At 71.9% G+C, this 19991-nt stretch carries 17 protein-coding genes, 2 tRNA genes and 1 pseudogene; 6 read left to right on the top strand and 14 right to left on the bottom strand.

The features are described from left to right. The first annotated feature begins 131 nt into the window (after positions 1 to 131). Positions 132 to 2414 carry a M20/M25/M40 family metallo-hydrolase gene (locus tag HUT06_RS31720; RefSeq protein WP_254715483.1) on the top strand — a complete coding sequence of 761 codons (2283 nt, stop codon included), beginning with the start codon at positions 132 to 134 and terminating at the stop codon, positions 2412 to 2414. A gap of 23 nt (positions 2415 to 2437) precedes the next feature. Here the strand turns inward: HUT06_RS31720 and HUT06_RS31715 are convergent, their stop codons facing one another. From HUT06_RS31715 to HUT06_RS45690, 6 genes and pseudogenes are all read right to left on the bottom strand, one after another. Continuing rightward, positions 2438 to 2896 carry a VOC family protein gene (locus tag HUT06_RS31715; RefSeq protein WP_217711547.1) on the bottom strand — a complete coding sequence of 153 codons (459 nt, stop codon included), beginning with the start codon at positions 2894 to 2896 and terminating at the stop codon, positions 2438 to 2440. 72 nt (positions 2897 to 2968) lie between these two features. Next, positions 2969 to 3238: an ATP-binding protein gene (locus HUT06_RS31710; RefSeq protein WP_176199049.1), complete on the bottom strand. Its 270-nt coding sequence runs from the start codon at positions 3236 to 3238 to the stop codon at positions 2969 to 2971. 574 nt (positions 3239 to 3812) lie between these two features. Then, positions 3813 to 3883: transfer RNA gene (locus HUT06_RS31705), tRNA-Gly, on the bottom strand. 94 nt (positions 3884 to 3977) lie between these two features. After that, positions 3978 to 4051: transfer RNA gene (locus tag HUT06_RS31700), tRNA-Pro, on the bottom strand. Between the two features lie 63 nt (positions 4052 to 4114). Continuing rightward, on the bottom strand, positions 4115 to 6163 hold the full coding sequence (alaS, locus tag HUT06_RS31695; protein WP_217711546.1) for an alanine--tRNA ligase: 2049 nt from the start codon (positions 6161 to 6163) through the stop codon (positions 4115 to 4117). Positions 6164 to 6189: 26 nt separating this feature from the next. Continuing rightward, a pseudogene (locus HUT06_RS45690) lies at positions 6190 to 6711 on the bottom strand (alanine--tRNA ligase-related protein); the annotation flags it as partial. A 203-nt stretch (positions 6712 to 6914) separates the two neighbouring features. On the opposite strand from HUT06_RS45690, the gene HUT06_RS31690 reads away from it, so the two are divergent. Beyond that, positions 6915 to 7382 (top strand): hypothetical protein, encoded by a 468-nt coding sequence (locus tag HUT06_RS31690; protein WP_176199048.1) that lies wholly within the window; start codon positions 6915 to 6917, stop codon positions 7380 to 7382. Here the strand turns inward: HUT06_RS31690 and HUT06_RS31685 are convergent. Continuing rightward, positions 7316 to 7714 carry a helix-turn-helix domain-containing protein gene (locus HUT06_RS31685; RefSeq protein ID WP_176199047.1) on the bottom strand — a complete coding sequence of 133 codons (399 nt, stop codon included), beginning with the start codon at positions 7712 to 7714 and terminating at the stop codon, positions 7316 to 7318. The two genes, HUT06_RS31690 and HUT06_RS31685, sit on opposite strands and share 67 nt — an antisense overlap. A gap of 120 nt (positions 7715 to 7834) precedes the next feature. On the opposite strand from HUT06_RS31685, the gene HUT06_RS31680 reads away from it, so the two are divergent. Further along, the gene (locus HUT06_RS31680) at positions 7835 to 8416 is read left to right on the top strand and encodes a YceI family protein (protein WP_176199046.1); all 582 of its coding nucleotides are present in this window, start codon (positions 7835 to 7837) and stop codon (positions 8414 to 8416) included. A gap of 8 nt (positions 8417 to 8424) precedes the next feature. On the opposite strand, the gene HUT06_RS31675 is transcribed toward HUT06_RS31680, so the two are convergent. Further along, positions 8425 to 9111 (bottom strand): HAD family hydrolase, encoded by a 687-nt coding sequence (locus HUT06_RS31675; RefSeq protein ID WP_176199045.1) that lies wholly within the window; start codon positions 9109 to 9111, stop codon positions 8425 to 8427. After that, positions 9111 to 9716 carry a TetR family transcriptional regulator gene (locus HUT06_RS31670; RefSeq protein ID WP_176199044.1) on the bottom strand — a complete coding sequence of 202 codons (606 nt, stop codon included), beginning with the start codon at positions 9714 to 9716 and terminating at the stop codon, positions 9111 to 9113. The genes HUT06_RS31675 and HUT06_RS31670 overlap by 1 nt, the downstream gene beginning before the upstream one ends. Before the next feature lie 82 nt (positions 9717 to 9798). On the opposite strand from HUT06_RS31670, the gene HUT06_RS31665 reads away from it, so the two are divergent. After that, positions 9799 to 10596: an SDR family NAD(P)-dependent oxidoreductase gene (locus HUT06_RS31665; protein ID WP_217711545.1), complete on the top strand. Its 798-nt coding sequence runs from the start codon at positions 9799 to 9801 to the stop codon at positions 10594 to 10596. Positions 10597 to 10728: 132 nt separating this feature from the next. On the opposite strand, the gene HUT06_RS31660 is transcribed toward HUT06_RS31665, so the two are convergent. Next, complete coding sequence (locus tag HUT06_RS31660; RefSeq protein WP_176199042.1) at positions 10729 to 12561, bottom strand: glycosyl hydrolase family 18 protein; 1833 nt, start codon at positions 12559 to 12561, stop codon at positions 10729 to 10731. A gap of 233 nt (positions 12562 to 12794) precedes the next feature. Further along, positions 12795 to 13310, bottom strand: coding sequence for a MarR family winged helix-turn-helix transcriptional regulator (locus tag HUT06_RS31655; RefSeq protein ID WP_254715482.1), 516 nt, complete (start codon positions 13308 to 13310; stop codon positions 12795 to 12797). Positions 13311 to 13372: 62 nt separating this feature from the next. On the opposite strand from HUT06_RS31655, the gene HUT06_RS31650 reads away from it, so the two are divergent. Then, on the top strand, positions 13373 to 13789 hold the full coding sequence (locus HUT06_RS31650; RefSeq protein ID WP_176199041.1) for a cupin domain-containing protein: 417 nt from the start codon (positions 13373 to 13375) through the stop codon (positions 13787 to 13789). A gap of 31 nt (positions 13790 to 13820) precedes the next feature. Here HUT06_RS31650 and HUT06_RS31645 read toward each other — a convergent pair whose 3' ends face one another. Further along, positions 13821 to 14465, bottom strand: a complete 645-nt coding sequence (locus HUT06_RS31645) for a response regulator transcription factor (RefSeq protein ID WP_176199040.1) — start codon at positions 14463 to 14465, stop codon at positions 13821 to 13823. Beyond that, positions 14417 to 15724, bottom strand: coding sequence for a sensor domain-containing protein (locus HUT06_RS31640; protein ID WP_254715481.1), 1308 nt, complete (start codon positions 15722 to 15724; stop codon positions 14417 to 14419). The genes HUT06_RS31645 and HUT06_RS31640 overlap by 49 nt, the downstream gene beginning before the upstream one ends. Positions 15725 to 15987: 263 nt before the next feature. On the opposite strand from HUT06_RS31640, the gene HUT06_RS31635 reads away from it, so the two are divergent. Further along, entirely contained in the window at positions 15988 to 18501 is a 2514-nt protein-coding gene (locus HUT06_RS31635; RefSeq protein ID WP_176199039.1) for a Tex family protein, read from the top strand. An 89-nt stretch (positions 18502 to 18590) separates the two neighbouring features. On the opposite strand, the gene HUT06_RS31630 is transcribed toward HUT06_RS31635, so the two are convergent. Next, on the bottom strand, positions 18591 to 19787 hold the full coding sequence (locus HUT06_RS31630; protein WP_176199038.1) for a DMT family transporter: 1197 nt from the start codon (positions 19785 to 19787) through the stop codon (positions 18591 to 18593). Between the last annotated feature and the right edge of the window lie 204 nt (positions 19788 to 19991).

Here is a 19991-nt window from a genome sequence, read left to right as displayed (position 1 = left end):
GGGCGGACATCGCCGCCGGTTCGATCCGCACCTTGAAGTGTTCAACGTGAACAGGGGTGCGGAAAACCGCAGCCCGACGGGGTTGCGCGCCCCATTCCGGGCCTGTGCCGGCGGGCCTAGCGTCGGGCTGCGTGACGGAGAGATTGTTCGACGCATCACGCCGTGTACTCGCCGGCGTTCTCGGATTGCTGGCCCTCGGCGTGGTCATGTTCGCCGCGGCGGTGGCGGACGGCCCACCGCGCCCGCTGCCCGTGGACGCTCGGGCGGACGAGTTCAGTGCCGCGCGAGCCCTCGGCCATCTCAGCCGGTTCGCCACCGAGCCGCGGCCGATCGGTAGTGCGGCGAGCGCGAGGACACGCGACTACCTCGTCGAGCGCCTGCGGGCCGAAGGGTTCGGCGTGCAGGTGCAGCGTGCGGTCGGGGCCTCCTCGGGGGTGGGGCTGGCGGCGTTCGGGCGGGTGGAGAACGTGGTCGCCACGCTGCCGGGCAGCGACCCCACCGGGACGATCATGCTGGCCGCGCACTACGACTCCGCGGCGATGGGGCCCGGCGCCTCCGACGACGGTGCGGCCGTGGCCGCGATCCTGGAGACGGCCCGCGCGCTACGGGAGCGCGGCCCGCTGCGCAACGACCTGGTCCTGCTGCTGTCCGACGGGGAGGAGGACGGCGTGCTCGGCGCCGAGGCGTTCGTCCGGGAGCATCCGCTCGGCCGCGCCAAGGGCGTGCTCCTCAACTTCGAAGCGCGCGGGGCGGGCGGGCCCACCCTGATGTTCGAGACGACCCGGAACAATGCCCGGCTGGTCAGCGCGTTCGCGGACGCGGCCCCGAGGCCGCACGGTGACTCCTCGATGGTCGAGCTGTACCGGATGCTGCCGAACAACACCGACTTCACCCCGCTGTCCGAAGCCGGGTTCCGCGGCATGAACTTCGCCTGGATCCAGCGCGGTTCCCACTACCACACGGCCACGGACTCGATCGCAAACCTCGATCGGGGCAGCCTCCAGCACCAGGGCGCCACCATGCTCGCCCTCACCCGCACACTCGGGAACACCGATCTGGCCGACCTGGACGATCGGGGCGACGCGACCTACTTCCGGCTGCCCGGGGTGATGGTGACCTACCCGGGGGCGCTGGTGCCGGTCCTGACCGTCCTGTCGGTCCTGGCGTTCGGCGGGCTGGTCGCGGCGGTGCGGAAACGGCGGCTCGCGAGCCTGCCGCGCATGCTGCTCGCCGCGGTGTCCGCGGTGCTGCCGCTGGTGCTGACGGCCATACTGGCGCAGGTGCTGTGGAGCGTCCTTGCGGGCGTGCGGCCCGACTACGACACGATGGGCGGCCTGCTGCACCGGCCGGTGCCCTACCGGGCCGCCGTCGCCGCGCTGGCCGTGCTCGCGCTGTCCCTGTGGTACGTCCCGCTGCGCCGGAGGCTCGGCCCGGCTGCGCTCGCGGTCGGCGCGCTCGCCTGGCCGACGGGTTTGGGCGTCCTGCTCACGTGGGTCGCGCCGGGCGCCGCGTTCCTGTGCACGCTGCCCGCTCTGGCGTGCGCGCTGGGCGGTCTCGGTGCCGTCCTGCTGCCGCGCGGGCGATTTGCGGCGCTGGTGCTCGGGCTCGTCGTCCCCGGGTTGCTGTTGCCCGCATGGGCGCAGGTGGCCTTCGACGGCATGGGGCTCGCGCTGGCGGGCGTGCCCGCACTGGCGCTGGCACTGTTCGGGCTGACGCTGCTTCCCCTCGCCGAACTCGTTCTACCCGAGCGGCGGGCCGCGCTCGCCGTGCCGTCGGCCCTCGCGCTCGCCGTCGCGCTGGCCGTGACCGGGCTGGCCGTCGATACCTACGACCAGACGCGCCCGCGCCGCACCCACCTGGCCTACGTGATGAACGCCGACAGCGGCACCGCGCACTGGGTGAGCGGTGACGCGGATCCCGGTTCCTGGACCCGGCGGTACGTGTCCGGCCACGACCAGGGCGGGCTTCCGCCCGGATACGCGCGCAGCCTGCGGTGGACGGGTCCGGCTCAGCCGATGCGGGCGGCCGAACCCAGTGTCCAGATCGTCTCCCGCGACGGCGACCTCTTCCGGCTGCAGGTGAGGGTCGGACGCGGCGCCCGCTCGGTGACGCTGCGCTTCGACCGTCCGATCACCGAGGCGTCAGCGGCCGTAGCGGGTTCCAAGCCCGCACACGTGGCGGTCGACGGGACACGGCGCAAGACCTGGCCGGGCGAGGTCCGCTTCCGCGGCCTCCCCGCCGGCGGCGCCTCGATCAGCGTGCGGGTACCGGGCGGCCGGCGGCTCACCGCGATCGCGGAGACGACCGGTCTCACGACCGTGCCCGGCTTCGTGCCGCCGCCGCGCGATCTGGTGCCCTCCACGCGTGAGGACGGCGACCTGACCGCCGTGACCCGCACCTACAACCTGCGGTAAAGCGCTTGCCGACCGCCCGCGCGCTAGGGCATGTTCCGAGAGTCCGGGTTGCCGTGGCCAGTGGTTGATGGCGTCGATGTGGTGCGTGGCCGATGGGCCCGGACATCCACAGGGCGACCATCGGGGTCGCGCACCGTCATCGTCCATTGAGTGGGGAGTGTCTCGATCTGTCCGACCGGCCACCCGGCGTCCTGTATCTGTTCGCGAAGCTCACAAAGCTGCGCGTGTGTGCCAACACGCAGTCCCCAGCCCGCCCGGCCCAGTGGATCGAGATCAGTGGTGGGGGCGGTGGCGGTTTCGACGATCATCAGGTGGTCGGCCCCGCCGACATCGATGACCGCGACCCGAGGATCGACAGAGGTCGCAGCGCGCTCGAACGCGAGCGTGGCTCCGAGCAACTCCGTGTAGTACGTCACGAGCCGGTCGATGTCGGTCGTGGATAGCGTCAGATGGTTGATTCCGTGCAGTTCGAGCATGGTCATCCGAGCGTAGTGCAGCCGCTTGACGTGGCCGCAGTGGGCCGATGGTGCTCCCCGCGCTGCCAGCGAAGGTTTTCAGTCTGCCGGTTCCGACAGGGGCAGACGCAGCACCATGCAGGTGCCGTTCGGACGGTCGGCGATGCGCGGACTGCCGTGATGAGCCTGGGCGACCTGGCGGGCGATCGGCAAGCCCAGACCGGTCCCGGCCGGGTCGGCGCGGCGAGTCGGATTCTCGATGTCGTGCAGGGCGCGGCCGAGTTGGTGAGCACTCTCTTCGACAGGGTTGTAGGACGTCACCAGCATCCCGTCGGAGGGCAGGTTCGGGTGAGTCAGAGCCTGCGCCACTGTTGTGAACGCTTTCGGTCTCCTTCGCGTTGCCGGCCTTCGGTGTTCACCTCTTGCTCGTCCGATGCGGAGGCCGGGTGGGTGCAGCTCCGCCAGGTCAGGGCGGAAAACCAGGTCAGAGTCCGAGCGAGATGCTGGACCGCGCCGGCGGGGGAGTACGGCGCAGGTGGAGGCGACGTGGCTCGATCTGTTGTCCCAGAGGGCGATGAGCGCGTGGCGATCCTCGTCGAAGGCCTACGCGGTCACAGTTCCCCTTGTGTCCTTTGATGGCCTCTTGCGCGATGCCAGGGCGTGGGGCGGAGGGTGACGAGGTTCGTCCTTCTCGTCGCCGCCCGTGCCCGCTGCTCGGCGACGAGCCGGAGGGCCCCGAACGTGGACGATCTGTCCGTGATGTCCAGTCCGCTGAGGGCGAGGCGGTGTCCAATCGGCGGACCGAAGGAGTGCTATGCGGTGCCGGTCCGGATGACGGGATCACCATGATCACGGACAGGTGCAGTGATAGAACCAGTGATAGAAAATCTTGGAGTCACTCCAAGATCACCGTTATATGGCCTCTGACCTGGGGAGATGGGAGAGCGGGCGACGGGAATCGAACCCGCGTAGCCAGTTTGGAAGACTGGGGCTCTACCATTGAGCTACGCCCGCGGGCGGATGGAGAGCCCTTGGGGTCTCGATCGCCAAACCGTAGCGTACAGGGTTTCGGGGACGGGTGTTGACGGTGGTCGGACGGTCTCCCCGGTCGGGCTGGCGGGATTCGAACCCACGACCCCTGGCACCCAAAGCCAGTGCGCTACCAAACTGCGCTACAGCCCGCGCATCACCGCTGATCGCGATGACGGGGAGAAGTCTAGTCCTGATCGGACCCCGGTCGCTCGCCTAGCCGAGGAGGGCGCGGGCGTCGGCCGCCGCCGTGGCGATGGCCTGCGGGAGGTTCTCGGGGTTGCGGCCGCCCGCGTTCGCGATCCTGCCCTTGCCGCCGGCGCCGCCGCCCAGCCGTTGCGCGGCGCGGGTCAGGAGGTCGCGTGCGGTGATGTCGAGGTCCGTGCCCACTGCGGCGACCAGTGCGGCCTTGCCGCCGGTGGCGGTGCCCAAGATCACTATGCCGCGCGGGGTGAGGACGTCGGTCGCGATGGTGCGGAGGTCGGTGGGGGTCAGGTCGGGGATCGTCTGGGCCAGGAGCCAGCCGTTGGGGTGGAGTTCCTTTCGTGGGGATAGGCGCTGGGCTTGGTTGCGGAGGTTCGTGGTGTGGAGGGTCTCTAGTTCGCGCTGGGTCTCCGCGAGGGTTTCCAGTCGCTGGCGGAGGCGGTCTGGTGCTTCGTTGGGGTGGACGTTCAGGAGTGTTGCCAGTTCGTTCAGGAGGTGCGTTTGGTGGTCGTAGTGGCGCAGGGCATCGGGGCCGGTGAGTGCCTCTATCCGGCGCAGGCCTGTGCCGATGGACGATTCGCCGACGATGTGGACGGGGCCCGCCTGCGAGCCGTGGCCGACGTGGGTGCCGCCGCATAGTTCGCGGGACGCGTCGCCGATGTCCACGACGCGGACGTCGTCGTTGTACTTCTCGCCGAACATCGCCAGTGCTCCTGCCTTCTCTGCGGCGGAGCGGCTTGTTTCCCAGACGTGTACTTCCGGGTCGTCCAGGAGGTAGTCGTTGACGAGGGTCTGGACGGGGACGGGGTCGACGGGGGAGAAGTGCGCGAAGTCGAAGCGCAGGCGGCCGGGTTCCACGCGGGAGCCGCGCTGGGTCGCGTGGTCGCCGAGGAGGCGGCGCAGCATCGCGTGCAGCACGTGGGTCGCGCTGTGGGAGCGCGCGGTGGCCGCGCGGCGGTCGCCGTCGATGGACGCCTCGGCCTCGTCGCCGGGGCGTAGCTCGCCGTTCACGATGCGGACGGTGTGGACGTGGAGGCCGTCGAGGCCGAGTCGGGTATCGAGGACGTGGAGGGTCGCGTCCGGGGTGCGGATCGTTCCGGTGTCGCCGACCTGGCCGCCTGATTCCGCGTAGAACGGGCTGCGAGTCAGGATCACGTCGAGTTCGGCGCCCTCGTGAGCGATCGGGAGTTCGCCGGTGGGGCCGAGGAGCGTGGCGATGCGTGTTTCCGCTGTTTCGGTGTGGTGGCCTACGAAGTCCGTGAGGCCGTGGCGTGCGGTGACGCGGCGGTAGAGGTCCTGGCGGGCGACCGCGTCGCCCTTGCGGTCCCGGCCGGCCTGGTGCGCCTGGCGGCGCTGCCGGTCGAGGAGCTCGGCGAACTCGTCCTCGTCGACGGTGAGGCCCGCGGAGCGCGCCGCGTCGATGGTCAGGTCGATCGGGAAGCCGTAGGTGTCGTGCAGTTCGAACGCCGTGCGGCCGGAGATGGTGGACGTCGCGCGGGTGATCGCCGTGTCGAGGAGGCGGCCGCCCTGGCGGAGCGTGCGGTCGAACGCCTCCTCTTCGGAGGTGACCACCTGGCGGATGAGGTCCGACTGCGGTGCCAGCTCCTGGTAGTTGCCGACGACGCTGGACGTCAGGTCCGGGAGCGCGAGGTCGATGCCGAGGCGGCGGGCGTGCCTGATCGCGCGGCGCATCAGGCGGCGCAGGACGTAGCCGCGGCCGTCGCGGGCGGGCAGGACGCCGTCCGCGATGAGGAACGCGATCGAGCGGGAGTGCTCGGTGACGACGCGGAAGGAGGTCGAGTCGTCGCTTCCGTCGCGGCCGGGGTAGGTGCGTCCCGACATTTCCTGGACGAGGCGGAGGGTCGGCGAAAGGAGGTCGGTTTCGCAGACGGTGTCGACGTCCTGCAATATCGCGGCGAGGCGGTCGAGGCCGAGGCCGGTGTCGATGTTCCGCGCCGGGAGTTCGCCCAGGATCGGGTAATCGTCCTTACCCGATCCTTCGCCGCGGAGGTTCTGCATGAAGACCAGGTTCCAGAGTTCCTGGTAGCGCTCGCCGTCCACCGCCGGGCCGCCTTCGCGGCCGAAGGACGGGCCCGGTCGTAGTGGAGTTCAGCGGACGGTCCGCACGGGCCGGGTATGCCCATCGACCAGTAGTTGTCCTCCATGCCCAGTCGCTGGATGCGGCCGGAGGGGACGCCGATGCGCCGCCAGAGGCGGTGTGCTTCGTCGTCGTCCCGGTACACGGTGACCCACAGGCGTTCCGGGTCGAGGTCGTAGTGGCGTGTGAAGAGTTCCCACGCCCAGGCGATCGCGTCTTCTTTGAAGTAGTCGCCGAAGGAGAAGTTGCCGAGCATTTCGAAGAACGTCGCGTGCCGCGTGGTGCGGCCCACGTTCTCGATGTCGGACGTGCGCGCGCACTTCTGCACGGACACCGCGCGGGGATGCTCCGGCGCGGTCTCGCCGAGGAAGTACGGCTTGAACTGGTTCATGCCCGCGTTCGTCAGCAGCAGCGTCGGATCGGACGGGACGAGCGGGCTCGACGGCACGACGCGGTGGTCGCGTTCCTGGAAGAAGTCGAGAAAGGTCGCGCGGATGTCAGCAGAGCGCATGGGACGGCCTCACGAGGTCGATGGGATGACTGCGCACACCGCCGAGCCGGGCCGGGCACGACTGCTCGTCCCCCAGCTCGGCGCGGCTAGCTCGCCGTCCCACCTCGTGAATGACCATCGCCGCCCAACGTACCTCCGCGGCCGGGGCGGTGGCACATGGATTTTCGGGTGCGGTGAGCGGCGGCCGATCCTACGGTGGCGCTATGTACGCCTATGTGGGGCCGCCGGAGTTGCTTCAGCACGTCCGTCCCGGAACGGCGGGTGAGCCCGTCGGTTCGGCCGCGGACGTCGAAGCGCAGGACGAGCCTTTCACCTTTGTGGTGACTCTCGACGGGCTCCTGCGCATCGCCCCGCGCCGCAGTGAGCATGTGGTGTGCGCCGGCGGACGCGACGTCCTGGCCGCCGGTGAGATCGCCTTCGACGGTGCGGTGGTCACCGAGGTCAGCAACCAGTCGACCGGATATTGCCCGGGGGAGGAATCCTGGCCCGCGGTCGCCGCCGCGCTGGACCGCGCCGGGTTCCAGCGGCCCGAGGGTTTCACGGCCTTGTTCGTCTTCCGGCATTGCGCCGAATGCCGGGAGTTGAATGTCGTGAAAGACGAGTACTACGTCTGCGTGTTCTGCGACGCGGACCTCACAAGGGACGCCTCCGTGGCGGCGCGGGCGTCGTAGTCGGCGCGGGCGCTGTCGATCTGGTCGATGTGGGCCGACGCCCACATGACGAGGGTCTCGGCCGCGTCCATCAGGGTGGCGCCCATCGGGGTGAGGGAGTACTCCACGCGTGGCGGTACGACCGGGTACACGGTCCGCGTGACGATGCCGTCGCGTTCCAGGCCGCGCAGCGTGACGGTGAGCATCCGCTGGCTGATGCCCTCGATCTCGCGCTTGAGTTCGGTGAAGCGCTTGGTCCCCTCGCCGAGCAGCGCGATCACCTGCAGCGACCACTTGTCGCCGACCCGGTCGAGGATCTCGCGGGCCCGGCAGTGCACCGGGTTGTGCTCCATGGTTCCCTCCAGGTGACCGGGGCAGAAAAAAGTGCCTTCTTGTGCCGAGCCCGAAGTCTCCGCACGATGGAAGCGGTTACCGATCGGAACCGCCTTACCATCCATAACTTAGGAGACACCATGACCGCCGAACTTGTCGAGGTCCCCGACTACATCGCCGGCACCTGGGCCATCGACCCCCTGCACTCCGGCGTCGGCTTCACGATCAGGCACCTGATGGTCAGCAAGGTCCGCGGCCGGTTCGGGACGTTCGCGGGGACGATCGTCACGGGCGACGACCCCCTCGGCTCCTCGGTGACCGCGACCATCGACCTCTCCTCGGTCGACACCGGCAACGCCACGCGGGACGAGCACGTCCGCTCAGCCGACTTCCTGGACACCGCGAAGTACCCCGAGATGACCTACCGGTCCACCGGTGTGCGCAGGGACGGCGACGGCTTCGTCCTGGACGGCGAGCTCACGCTGCGCGGCCTGACCAGGCAGGTCCCGCTGAAGCTGGAGATCGAGGGGTTCGGCCCGGACCCGTTCCGGGAGGACGACCCGTTCAAGGGCGCCCGCGCCGGGTTCACCGCGACGGGCGAGATCAGCCGGCTGGAGTTCGGGGTCGGCGACACCGCCAAGGTCCCGGGCGGCAGCGGGCTCGGGCTGGGGGAGAAGGTCCAGATCATCCTGGAGATCGAGGCCGTCCTGCAGACCGGCTGACCCCCGCGTCAGCGGTCGCCGAGCAGCCGGGGAAGCGCCTCCAGCGTCGTGATGCGCGGGACGGGCGGCTCACTCGGCGCGGGGCCGCCGGAGCGGTCGAGCCACACGCCCGTGAGCCCGGCCGCTGCGGCGCCCTGCGCGTCCGTGACGAGCCGGTCCCCGACGTGGGCGGCGCACTCCGGGGCGACGCCGAGGCCCACACAGGCCGTCCGGAAGATCCCGGCGTCCGGCTTGGCGGAGCCCGCCTCGCTGGAGGCCACGACGTACGGCAGGACGTCCGCCAGGCCGATCGCGCCGATCTTCCTGCGCTGCTGCCGGGCGTCCCCGTTCGTGATCACGCCGAGCCGCAGGCCGCGCGCCGCCAGGACGTCCAGGACGCGCCGGGCCTCGGGGAACGGGCGCCACGCCGCCTCGTACAGCGCCACGTACCGGACGAGCCACGCGTCGGCGCGGGCGTCGTCCCAGTCGCCGAGCCCCAGTTCCAGGGCGAGCCGGAGGATCCGGGCGCGGCGCTGGCCGGTGAAGTCCAGCTCGCCCGCCAGGTACCGGTTCACGGCCTCCTCGGTCAGCTCGTGCCAGCGCCGGACGAGCCACCCCTCGTCCACGTCCGGGAACAGGCGGGCGACCGCCTCGCCCGCGGCGCCGTCGTGGTCGAGGAGGGTCCCGTCGAGGTCGAACAGCGCCGCGCTGATCATCACGCGGTCCCGCCGGAGCCGTGTGCTTCGGCGAGGACGCGGGCGGCCTCCAGGACCGCCGTGCGGCGGCGTGCCAGGGCGGCGGCCTCGTCGTCCTCGTCCAGGATCAGCCGCCGCAGCTGCGGGACGGCGAAGCTCCACGCGATGAGGCCGAAGACGGTGAACATCAGGTCCCTGGCCTCCGGGGACCCGGCGCCCGGCTCCGTGCGGCCGCCGGCGGCGCCGGCGAAGCGGTCGGCCTTGCGCCGGAACGCCTCGCGCCGCTCGTCCTCGCCCTGGACCTCGCCCCGCGTCTCCAGGGCCTCCCAGAGCAGCAGCCTGATCAGCTCCGGATGCTCCCGGTACCAGTCGAAGAGCCGGCCCACGGACTCGGTCAGCCGGCCGGGGTCGATCTCGGTCGTCTTGCCGATCTCCTCCATCGCGCCCCGCACCACGGCGCCGAACAGCTTCTCCTTGCCGCCGAAGTAGAGGTAGATGGCCTGCTTGTTGGCCCGCGCCTCGGTGGCGATGCGCTCGATCCGGGCGCCCGCGAGCCCGCGCGCGGCGAACTCGGCTGTGGCGGCCTCGAAGATCCGCCGGCGGGTCGCCTCGGCGTCGTAGCTCATGCCCGAATTAAACCATCCGGTTGACTTGGGACCGGCCGCGGGTCCATTCTAAAACAACCGGATGGTTTATTTAGGAGGAGCCATGACCACGACCACCGCACCCGTCCCCGTCCGCTCGCCGCTCCCGTGGAGCCTGGCCGGACGGACGGCGGTGATCCTCGGCGGCAGCTCGGGCATCGGCCTGGCCGCCGCCGGCCTGCTCGCCTCGGTCGGCGCGCACGTCCTGCTCGTCGGCCGCGACAAGGAGCGGCTGGAGTCCGCCGTCGCCCGCGTGACCGAGGCCGGCACGGACGCCGCCGCCGAGGTGCGCGGGGTGCCCGCCGATGTCACCGACGGCGACGCGATGGAAGAGGTCTTCGCACGAGCCGGCTCCGTCGACCACGTCCTGATGACGGCCGGATACCCGTCGGGAATCGGCCCCGTCACCGAGCTCGGCCGGGACGAGGCGCGGGCCGCCGTCGCGGCTCCGGCGGGGGCGGTGCTCGACATCGTGCGCGCCGCCGTCCCCCGCATGGAGCCGGGCGGCTCGATCACGCTCAGCTCGGGCGTCCTCGTGGCCCGCCCGCGCTCCGGCATGGCCGCGCCGGTCGCGGCGGCCGGCGCAGTGGAGACGCTCGCCCGTGCGCTGGCCGTCGAGCTGGCGCCAGTCCGCCTGCGGGCCAACGCGATCCGGTACGGCGCCATCGACACGCCCCTGCTGCGCAGCCGCTACGGGGCCACCGGCGCGGGTGACGCGGCGATGGCCGAGGCGGGCGCCGCCATGCCGCTCGGGCGGTTCGGGACGGCCGAGGAGGCCGCCTCCGCCGCCGTGTTCCTGATGGCCAACCCCTACATGAGCGGCGAGGTCCTCGCGGTGGACGGCGGTCAGTCCCTCGCCTGAACCCGGCCACAAGAAGAAGGAGGCGGGCCCCCGACCGGCGTCCGTCTGGTCGGGGGCCCGATGTCTCGGCCTGCTGAGGGGGCTGGGAGTACCCCTTCCTGCGAACAGCTCAGCCGAGACGGCTCATCGCGCTCAGCCGAGTCCGCCGCGCATCGCGGCGATCAGCTCGCCGTTCGCGGTGTCGCCGCTGAGCTCCCAGAAGAAGGCGCCCGCCAGGCCCTGGTCCTTGGCGAAGGACATCTTCCCCCGGATGGTGGACGGGGTGTCGTAGCTCCACCACTCGCTGCCGCACTTGGCGTAGGCGGTGCCGGCGACGGTGCCGGTGGCGGGGCACTTGCCCTTGAGGACCTTGTAGTCCTCGATGCCGGCCTCGTAGGTGCCGGGCGCGGCGCCGGTGGCGGTGCCGCCGGGTTCGGACTGGGTGACGCCCGTCCAGCCGCGGCCGTAGAAGCCGATGCCGAGCAGCAGCTTGCTCGCCGGGACGCCCTTGGCCCTGAGCTTGGCGATGGTGTCGGTGGAGTTGAACCCGGCGTGCGGGATGCCCGGGTAGGACGTGAGCGGCGAGTGCGGCGCCGTCGGTCCCTTGGCGTCCCAGGCGCCGAAGTAGTCGTAGGTCATCGGGTTGTACCAGTCGACGTACTGGGCGGCGCCCGCGTAGTCGGTGACGTCCATCTTGCCGCCGTCGCCGGCGTCGGCGGTGATCGCGGCCGTCACGAGGTTGCCGGACCCGAACTTGGCCCGCACCGCGCCCATCAGCCTCTTGAACGCGTCCGGCCCGCTGGTGTCGCAGGTCAGGCCGCAGGCGTTGGGGTACTCCCAGTCGATGTCGATGCCGTCGAACACGTCCGCCCAGCGCGGGTCCTCGACCAGGTTGTAGCAGGACTCGGCGAACGCGGCCGGGTTCTGCGCGGCCTGGGTGAACCCGCCGGACCACGTCCAGCCGCCGAACGACCAGAGGATCTTCAGGTTCGGGTGCAGCTTCTTCAGCTTGCGGAGCTGGTTGAAGCTGCCGCGCAGCGGCTGGTCCCAGGTGTCGGCGACGCCGTCGACGCTCTGGTCGGCGGTGTAGGCCTTCTCGTAGTCGGCGTAGGAGTCGCCGATCGCGCACCGGCCGCCGGTGACGTTGCCGAACGCGTAGTTGATGTGGGTCAGCTTGTCGGCGGAGCCGCTCGTCTCGATGTTCTTGACGTGGTAGTTCCGCTGGTAGACGCCCCACTCGGCGAAGTAGCCGATGACCTTGTCGCCGGCGCCGGGGTTGCCGCCGCCGCCGTCGTCGGTGGTGACCGACACGGAGGCCGACGCGGGGGAGGTGTTCCCGGCGGCGTCCGAGGCCTTGACGGTGAAGGTGTAGGCGGTCTTGGCGGACAGCCCGCCGACGGTGGTGCTGGTGCCGGTCGTCGACGCGGCCTTGGTGCTGCCGTTGTAGACGTCGTAGCCCTTCACGCCGACGTTGTCGGTCGACGCGGTCCACGACAGCGTCACGCTGGTGGCGGTCTTGCCGGTGACCGTGAGGCCGGACGGGGCGGTCGGGGCCTCGGTGTCGTCGCCGGGGGTGCCCGTGCCGTCGCAGGACGCGCCGTTGACCGTGCAGTTGGTGAACCACCCGGAGCCGCTGCCGCCGAACCCGAAGCTGGCGCTGGCACCGGCCGCGATGGTGCCGTTCCAGCCCGCGTTGGTGAAGGTGTAGTGGTTCCCGGAGACGGTCTTCGTCGCGTTCCAGACGTTGCCGACGGACGTCCCGGACGGCATGTCCGCTTCGAGCTTCCAGCCGGTGACGGCCGCGCCGGTCCCGTTGGTGATGGTGCAGGTCCCGTCGAAGCCGGTGCCCCAGTCGGAACCCTTCTTGCAGGTGGCGGTGACGGTCCCCGCCGACGACGCCGGAGGCGCCGTGAGCAGGGCGGTGGCCACCGCCAGTGTCGCTGCGCCGGCGAGCGCGATGGCCCGCCGTCCGCCCGGTCTTGACATGATTCTCCGTTCGGTCCGGCCCCCGAATCAAACAGGAATCCCCGCTCAATTCTTAGGAAAGTTTCCTAAGAATTGGGAGGATGGTAACCGGGCGGAACGGCGCGTTCAAGGGCCTGCGGCAAGCCCGCGGGCCCCGCCGCGAGTGGTCTAAGCGACTGCCTGGACCCGTACGGTCACCGAGCGCGAAAAAGTTCAGCCGGCGAAGTCCGGCGGTGCGGTCGGGGCGGCGACGTTCAGGCGGTTCCGAACCAGCCGGGCATGTCGAGCCGCCACAGGTCGGCGGGGGTCATCCGGCGCAGGTCGTGCTCCAGCGCCCGGACCCGGTCCGCGCCGAGCGCCCGCACCCAGTCGGCGCGGATCCGCTCGAAGGCCAGCGCGGAGCGGTCGAGCGAGTCGATCCCGCGCGCGGTCAGCCGGACGATCTTGCGCCGGGCGTCCCGCGGGTCGGTGCCGCGCTCGACGTACCCGGCCCGCTCCAGCGACTTCACCATCTTCCCCGCGGCCTGCTTGGACACCCCGAGCCGGTGGCCGAGCTCCACGGCCGTCGTGCCGTCAGGGCCGATGGCCTGGAAGACGAAGCCGTGCATCGGGCGCAGTTCGGGATGCCCCTCGCGCGCCAGTTCGGCGTGCACCTCGTCGACGATCACGCGGAAGGCGAGGAAGAGCCGCAGTGGAAGCTCGAAGCCGGGCGCGTCCTGGAGCCCGCCGTCACCGGCCATGCCGTCACGCGCCGTGCCGTCACTTGACATAAAAGACAACCTCGTTGACTATAAGGACAACCATGTTGTCTAACCCTAGGGGATCGGGACCCATGACGCTCATCCGCGACGCCGACGGCCGCCGCACCGAGACGCCGAACGGCACCATGACCACGTTCGCGACGCCCACCCAGGGCGGCACCGAGGGCATCGCCGTCTGGCGCGTCGACATGCTCCCCGGCAGGACCGGCCCGCTGCACGCCTTCGACACCGAGCAGGTGTGGACGTTCCTGGACGGCGCCGCGACCATCGACCTCGACGGCCGCAGGCTGGAGGCCGGGCCGGGCGACACGCTCGTCCTCGCGCCCGACGTGCCCCGGCAGATGACGACCGGCGACACCGGATTCACCGCGGTCGTCGCCGCCCACGCCGGCTGCCTCGCCTACGACCCCGACGAGGTCGTGGACGACACCAAGTGCGCGATCGCGCCCCAGGGCACCGAGCGGCTCGTCCCGCCGTGGGCCCAGTAGCCCGGCCCGCTAGCCCGCCCGGCGGAGGGGCTCAGGCGCCCAGGTAGGCGAGGACCGCCAGCACCCGGCGGTTGTCGTCCTCGGACTGCGGCAGCCCGAGCTTGCCGAAGATGTTGTTGGTGTGCTTGCTGATCGCCTTCTCGGTGACGAACAGCTTCGCGGCGATGGCGGCGTTCGAGCGCCCCTCCGCCATCAGCCCGAGCACCTCGCGCTCGCGGGGGGTCAGCTGCTGCAGCGGCTCCTCGCGGGCGTGCCGGGTGAGCAGCTGGGCCACCACGTCCGGGTCGAGGGCGGTGCCGCCGTCCGCGACCCGGCGCACCGCCTCCACGAACACCTTGACGTCCGAGACGCGGTCCTTCAGCAGGTAGCCGATGCCGCCGCTGCTGTCGGACAGCAGTTCCCGCGCGTACAGCTGCTCCACGTGCTGCGACAGCACCAGCACCGGCAGGCCGGGGATCTCCTTGCGGGCCTCCAGCGCCGCCCGCAGCCCCTCGTCGGTGAACGTCGGCGGGAGCCGGACGTCCACCACCGCGACGTCCGGGCGGTGCGCGGTCAGCGCCCGCCGCAGCGACGGCCCGTTGTCGACCGCCTCGACGACCTCGAAGCCGAACGCGCCGAGCAGGCGGATCAGCCCGTCCCGGAGGAGGGCGAGATCTTCGGCGATGACAACGCGCACGGCAGCTCCATGGTGACGACGGTCGGCCCGCCGGGCGGGCTCGTCACCGCCATCGTCCCATCGAACGCGGCGAGCCTGCGCTCGATACCGCGCATCCCGCTGCCGGCGGCGGGGTCGGCGCCGCCCGTCCCGTCGTCCCCGATGATCATCAGCAGCCGGCCGCCGGAGTGCTCGATCTGGATCCAGGCCCGCCGCGCGCCGGAGTGCTTGACGACGTTGGCGAGCATCTCCGCGACCGCGAAGTAGGCCGCCGACTCGACCGGCGCCTCCGCGCGTCCCGGCAGGTCGACGTGGACGTCCACGGGCAGCGGCAGGGTCAGCGCCAGCGCCCGCACCGCCCCGTCCAGGCCGCGCTCGGCCAGCACCGGCGGGTGGATGCCGCGCACCAGGTCGCGCAGCTCCGTCAGCGCCGTCCCGCTCGCCTCCCGCGCCTCGGCGAGGAGCTGCTGCGCGGTCTCCGGGTCGTGCTTCATCATCTCCTCGGCGAGGCCGATGTTCATGCTCAGCGCGACCAGCCGGGCCTGCGCGCCGTCGTGCAGGTCCCGCTCGATGCGGCGCAGCTCGGCGGCGGAGGCGTCCACGGTCTCCGCCCGCGTCTCGGTCAGCCGCCGCACGCGCTCGGCCAGCGCGCTCCGCGTCGGCGCCAGCAGCGACCGGCCGAACAGCGCGTGCGCCTTCAGGAGCGCCCCGCCCGCCGGGACCGAGAGCACCAGCAGCAGGGCGCCACCGATGATCGTCCCCGCGTACCCGACCACGCCGAAGTCGTTGAGCATCCAGAACGGGCCCCAGCCGTAGTCCGCCAGCAGCGCGACCCACCACGCCACGAACACGCCCTCCAGCCCGTACACGGTCAGGCCCCCGGCCAGCACCCCGAGGACGAGCGCGACCGGCACGTTCAGCAGCGACCACAGCAGGTCCCGCCACGTCGCCGGGTCGCCGAGCACCCACTTCAGGCGCCCGATCGGACCGGACGCCCCGGCCGGTTCCGGCCGGTACGGCTCCGGGATCGGCACGCCCTGCCAGTCCGCGGCCAGGGTCCGCTGCAGATTCGCCACCGCCCGGATCGCCAGCAGCACCGGCGGCGCCAGCACGATCCCGACGCCCAGCGGGATGAAGGCGATCGCCAGCACCGCGAGGATGAACAGCGGGAGGTTCGCCGCGTAGGCCAGCACGATCTGGGCCACCGCGCGCAGGACGTTGAGGAACGTCCCGCGGGCGAGCCCGCCCAGCCGGTCGATGAGGCGATTCCTGCCGTCCACCCGTCCTCCAAGGGTTCCAAGGTCATGGGGAGCGCGCCGCGGCGGCTCCCGGTCCCACCATTGTGTCGCCGGACGCCGCGCGGCCCAGTGGGCCTAGGCCCCCGAACCGGGGCGGATCATGGAGGAGTTAGGCCTACCCTCTGGCGGAGTGAGCGGGACGGCCGGTCGCCGACCGGTCCGTCATTCGAGCGGTGACAAGACAACCGGCCCCGTTCCCTGGACAATGCACAGGCGACACCCAGGGGAGAAAGCGAATCCAAGCTGTGACAGCGACCATCAGCCAGACGTCCACCGGCCAGACCACGCCGACCATCACCCAGCGCATCGCCGAGGAGATCGGCGTCCGCGAGGGGCAGGTGCGGGTCGCGGTGGACCTGCTCGACGGCGGGGCGACCGTCCCGTTCATCGCCCGGTACCGCAAGGAGGCCACCGGAACGCTCGACGACGCGCAGCTCCGCGCCCTGGAGGAGCGGCTGCGCTACCTGCGCGAGCTGGACGAGCGGCGCGCCGCCATCCTGGAGTCGGTCGAGTCGCAGGGCAAGCTCACCGACGAGCTCCGCGCCCAGATCATGGCCGCCGAGTCCAAGGCCCGGCTGGAGGACATCTACCTCCCGTACAAGCCGAAGCGGCGCACCAAGGCGCAGATCGCCCGCGAGGCCGGCCTCGAACCGCTCGCCGAGCTGCTGCTGGACGACCCGTCCCGCGACCCGCGCGCCGAGGCCGCCTCCTACGTCGACGCCGAGAAGGGCGTCGCGGACGAGGCCGCCGCGCTGGAGGGCGCCCGCGCGATCCTCGTCGAGCGCTTCGCCGAGGACGCCGACCTCATCGGCGCGCTGCGCGAGCGCATGTGGAACCAGGGCCGGATGGTCTCCCGCGTCCGCGAGGGGAAGCAGGAGAGCGGCGCCAAGTTCTCCGACTACTTCGAGTTCGCCGAGCCGTTCGCCAAGCTGCCCTCGCACCGCGTCCTCGCGCTCCTGCGCGGCGAGAAGGAGGAGGTCCTCGACCTCGACCTGGAGCCCGAGGAGGCCGACGACTCCGCGCCGCGCAGCTCCTTCGAGGCGGAGATCGCGCGCCGGTTCCAGATCTCCGACCAGGGCCGGCCGGGCGACCCGTGGCTGGCCGACGCCGTCCGCTGGGCCTGGCGCACCCGGATCCTCGTCCACCTCGGCATCGACCTGCGCACCCGGCTGCGGCAGGAGGCCGAGGACGAGGCGGTCCGGGTGTTCGCCGCCAACCTGCGCGACCTGCTGCTCGCCGCGCCCGCCGGCACCCGCGCCACCATGGGCCTGGACCCGGGCCTGCGCACCGGCGTCAAGGTCGCCGTCGTGGACGCCACCGGCAAGGTCACCGCGACCGACACGATCTACCCGCACGAGCCGCGCCGCAAGTGGGACGAGTCGATCGAGACGCTCGCGCGGCTCGCCCGCGAGCACCAGGTCGACCTGGTCTCGATCGGCAACGGCACGGCGTCCCGGGAGACCGACAAGCTCGCCGCCGAGCTGATCGCCCGGCACCCCGACCTCAAGCTCACCAAGATCATGGTGTCGGAGGCGGGCGCGTCGGTGTACTCGGCGTCGGAGTACGCGGGCCGCGAGCTGCCCGGCATGGACGTCTCGCTGCGCGGCGCGGTGTCCATCGCCCGCCGCCTGCAGGACCCGCTCGCCGAGCTGGTCAAGATCGACCCGAAGTCGATCGGCGTCGGCCAGTACCAGCACGACATCTCCGAGGTGAAGCTGTCCCGCTCGCTGGACGCCGTCGTCGAGGACTGCGTGAACGCCGTCGGGGTGGACGTCAACACCGCGTCCGCGCCGCTGCTCACCCGCGTGTCCGGCATCGGCGAGGGCCTGGCGGAGAACATCGTCGCCCACCGCGACGCCAACGGGCCGTTCCGCGGCCGCTCCGGGCTGAAGGAGGTGCCGCGCCTCGGGCCGAAGGCATTCGAGCAGTGCGCGGGCTTCCTGCGCATCCCCGGCGGCGACGACCCGCTGGACGCCTCCAGCGTGCACCCGGAGGCCTACCCGGTCGTCCGCCGGATCCTGGAGGCGGCCGGGAACGACGTCAAGGGCCTCATCGGCAACACCGCCGCGCTGCGCGCGCTCAAGCCCGGCGACTTCGTCGACGAGACGTTCGGGCTGCCGACCGTCACCGACATCCTCGCCGAGCTGGAGAAGCCCGGCCGCGACCCGCGCCCGGCGTTCAAGACCGCCGTGTTCAAGGAGGGCGTCGACAAGATCTCCGACCTCGAACCGGGGATGCTGCTGGAGGGCGTCGTCACCAACGTCGCCGCGTTCGGCGCGTTCGTCGACGTCGGCGTCCACCAGGACGGGCTCGTGCACATCTCCGCGATGTCCGACAAGTTCGTCGAGGATCCGCGCGACGTCGCCAAGCCCGGCGACATCGTCCGCGTGAAGGTCCTGGACGTCGACCTGCCGCGCAAGCGCATCTCGCTCACCCTCCGCCTGGACGACGAGCCCGGTGGCGGCAAGCAGGCCGGCGGCAAGTCCGGTGGTGGCAGGCAGGCCGCCGGCAAGCAGGGCGGCGGCCGGCAGGGCGGGCCGCGCCAGGGCCGTGACCAGCAGGGCGACGGCGGCGGGCGGCAGAACCGCGGCGGCCAGAACCAGCGCGGCGGCGGGCGCGGCGGCCAGCCCCGGGGCAACCAGGGCGGCCGCGGCGGCCAGCCGCGCGGCGGCCAGGGAGGCGGCGGCGCCATGGCCGACGCCCTGCGCCGGGCCGGCCTCGACAAGGGCCTCCCGGGCGGCGACTCCAAGCGCCGCTGAGACGAACCGGTCCCCGGCCCCTCAGCGGGGGCCGGGGGCCGTCGTTGTCCGGAACAGGCCGATCCGCCGGGGGCGGGTCGGTCGCGTGGTCACTCGCTGAAGCCGCGCCAGCGCCCGTCCGACCCGGTCTCGGTCGGGCTCTGCGGACGGATCGGCCGGCGCGGCGGGGCCGCCTCGCGCGGGGCTCCCTCGCGCGGGGCCGGCGCCTCCGGGTGTTCGTATCCCTCCGGGGGGTTGTAGGGCCCCTGGCCGAGCGGGTCCTGCGCGTAGGCGGAGCGCGGCGGCGGCACCGGAGCCCCGTACACCTCGCCGAGCCGCGGCCCGCCCAGCACCGGCCCGCCGACGGCCGTCCCGCCGAACGGGTCGCGAGCGGCGGCCATGTCGTCCGGGGCTCCGGCCTCGCCGGACGCCTCCGCCGGCTCCTCCTCGACCGGCCGGTGCCGGGGGAACTGCAGGACGGCGATCGCGCCCAGCGCCAGCGCGCCGAGCCGCATCGCCGAGCGGGCGGCGTCCTGCGGCCACGGCTCCCCGTACATGAACGAGCCCATGGCCAGGAGGTAGGACTTGGCGGCCACCGTCATGACCGTCGCCACGATCGAGACCCGGCAGCGCTGGAACGCCATCACCATGATCCCGAATCCGATGGCGGCCGCCACCACGGTCAGGTAGGGCCACGGCGTCGCGAGGATGCCGGCGTCGGCGGCGTGCGGGTCGTCGCTCCACCCCTTGATCGCCAGTTCGGCGGTGCCGACCGGGAAGCCGGCGCTCAGCCCGTAGGCGATGCCGGTGACCGGGCGCGCGTGCCGGCCGTCCGGCCGGTGGTCGCCGAGCACGAGGATGAGCACCGGCACCACCACCGCCGGGGCCACCACGACCGCGATCTTCCACAGCGGGGCGTCCGCCGAGCCGATCGGCTCGTCCCCGCTGAGGGACGCGGTCAGCAGCAGGATCGCCGCGCCGGTCAGCAGCAGGCTCAGCCATTCGCGCGCGGTGAGCCGCTCGCCGAAGAACACCAGCGCGATCAGCAGCAGCGGGACGATGCCGGACATGAAGATCGGCACGGCGGTGGACAGCGGCAGGTTGCGCAGTGCGATGATCTGCAGGGTCAGCCCGCCGAGCACGACCGCGAGCGCGATCAGGAAGATCCAGTTGCTCACGATCGTCCAGATCATGTGCGGGATGCGGTTGCCCCGGAGCGCGGGCATCCGGTCCGCCGCCAGCTTGAACACGGCGAACCCGAGGTAGTAGAGACCGGTCGCACTGAAGGCCGCGGCTATCCCGTTCATCCCGGACGAGTATGGGGGTTCCGGGCACTTATGTCACTGCCTGTGCGGCATCGTTGACAGGTGTTCGCCGCCGTTGCGGGCGTCCGATGTCCGCAGCCGGCGCCGTGACCCCATACACTTGAGCGCGCGAAGGCGCGGAGCCGGCTCTCGGCGTGCCCGCGCCCCTCGAGTTGAGCACGCGTCGAACGCCGCGGCCGAGACAGC

This window comes from Actinomadura sp. NAK00032, from assembly GCF_013364275.1.
Taxonomy (GTDB): Bacteria; Actinomycetota; Actinomycetes; order Streptosporangiales; family Streptosporangiaceae; genus Spirillospora.
Note: the sequence above shows the minus strand (reverse complement) of the source record. Positions and strands in the feature narration are given on the sequence as shown.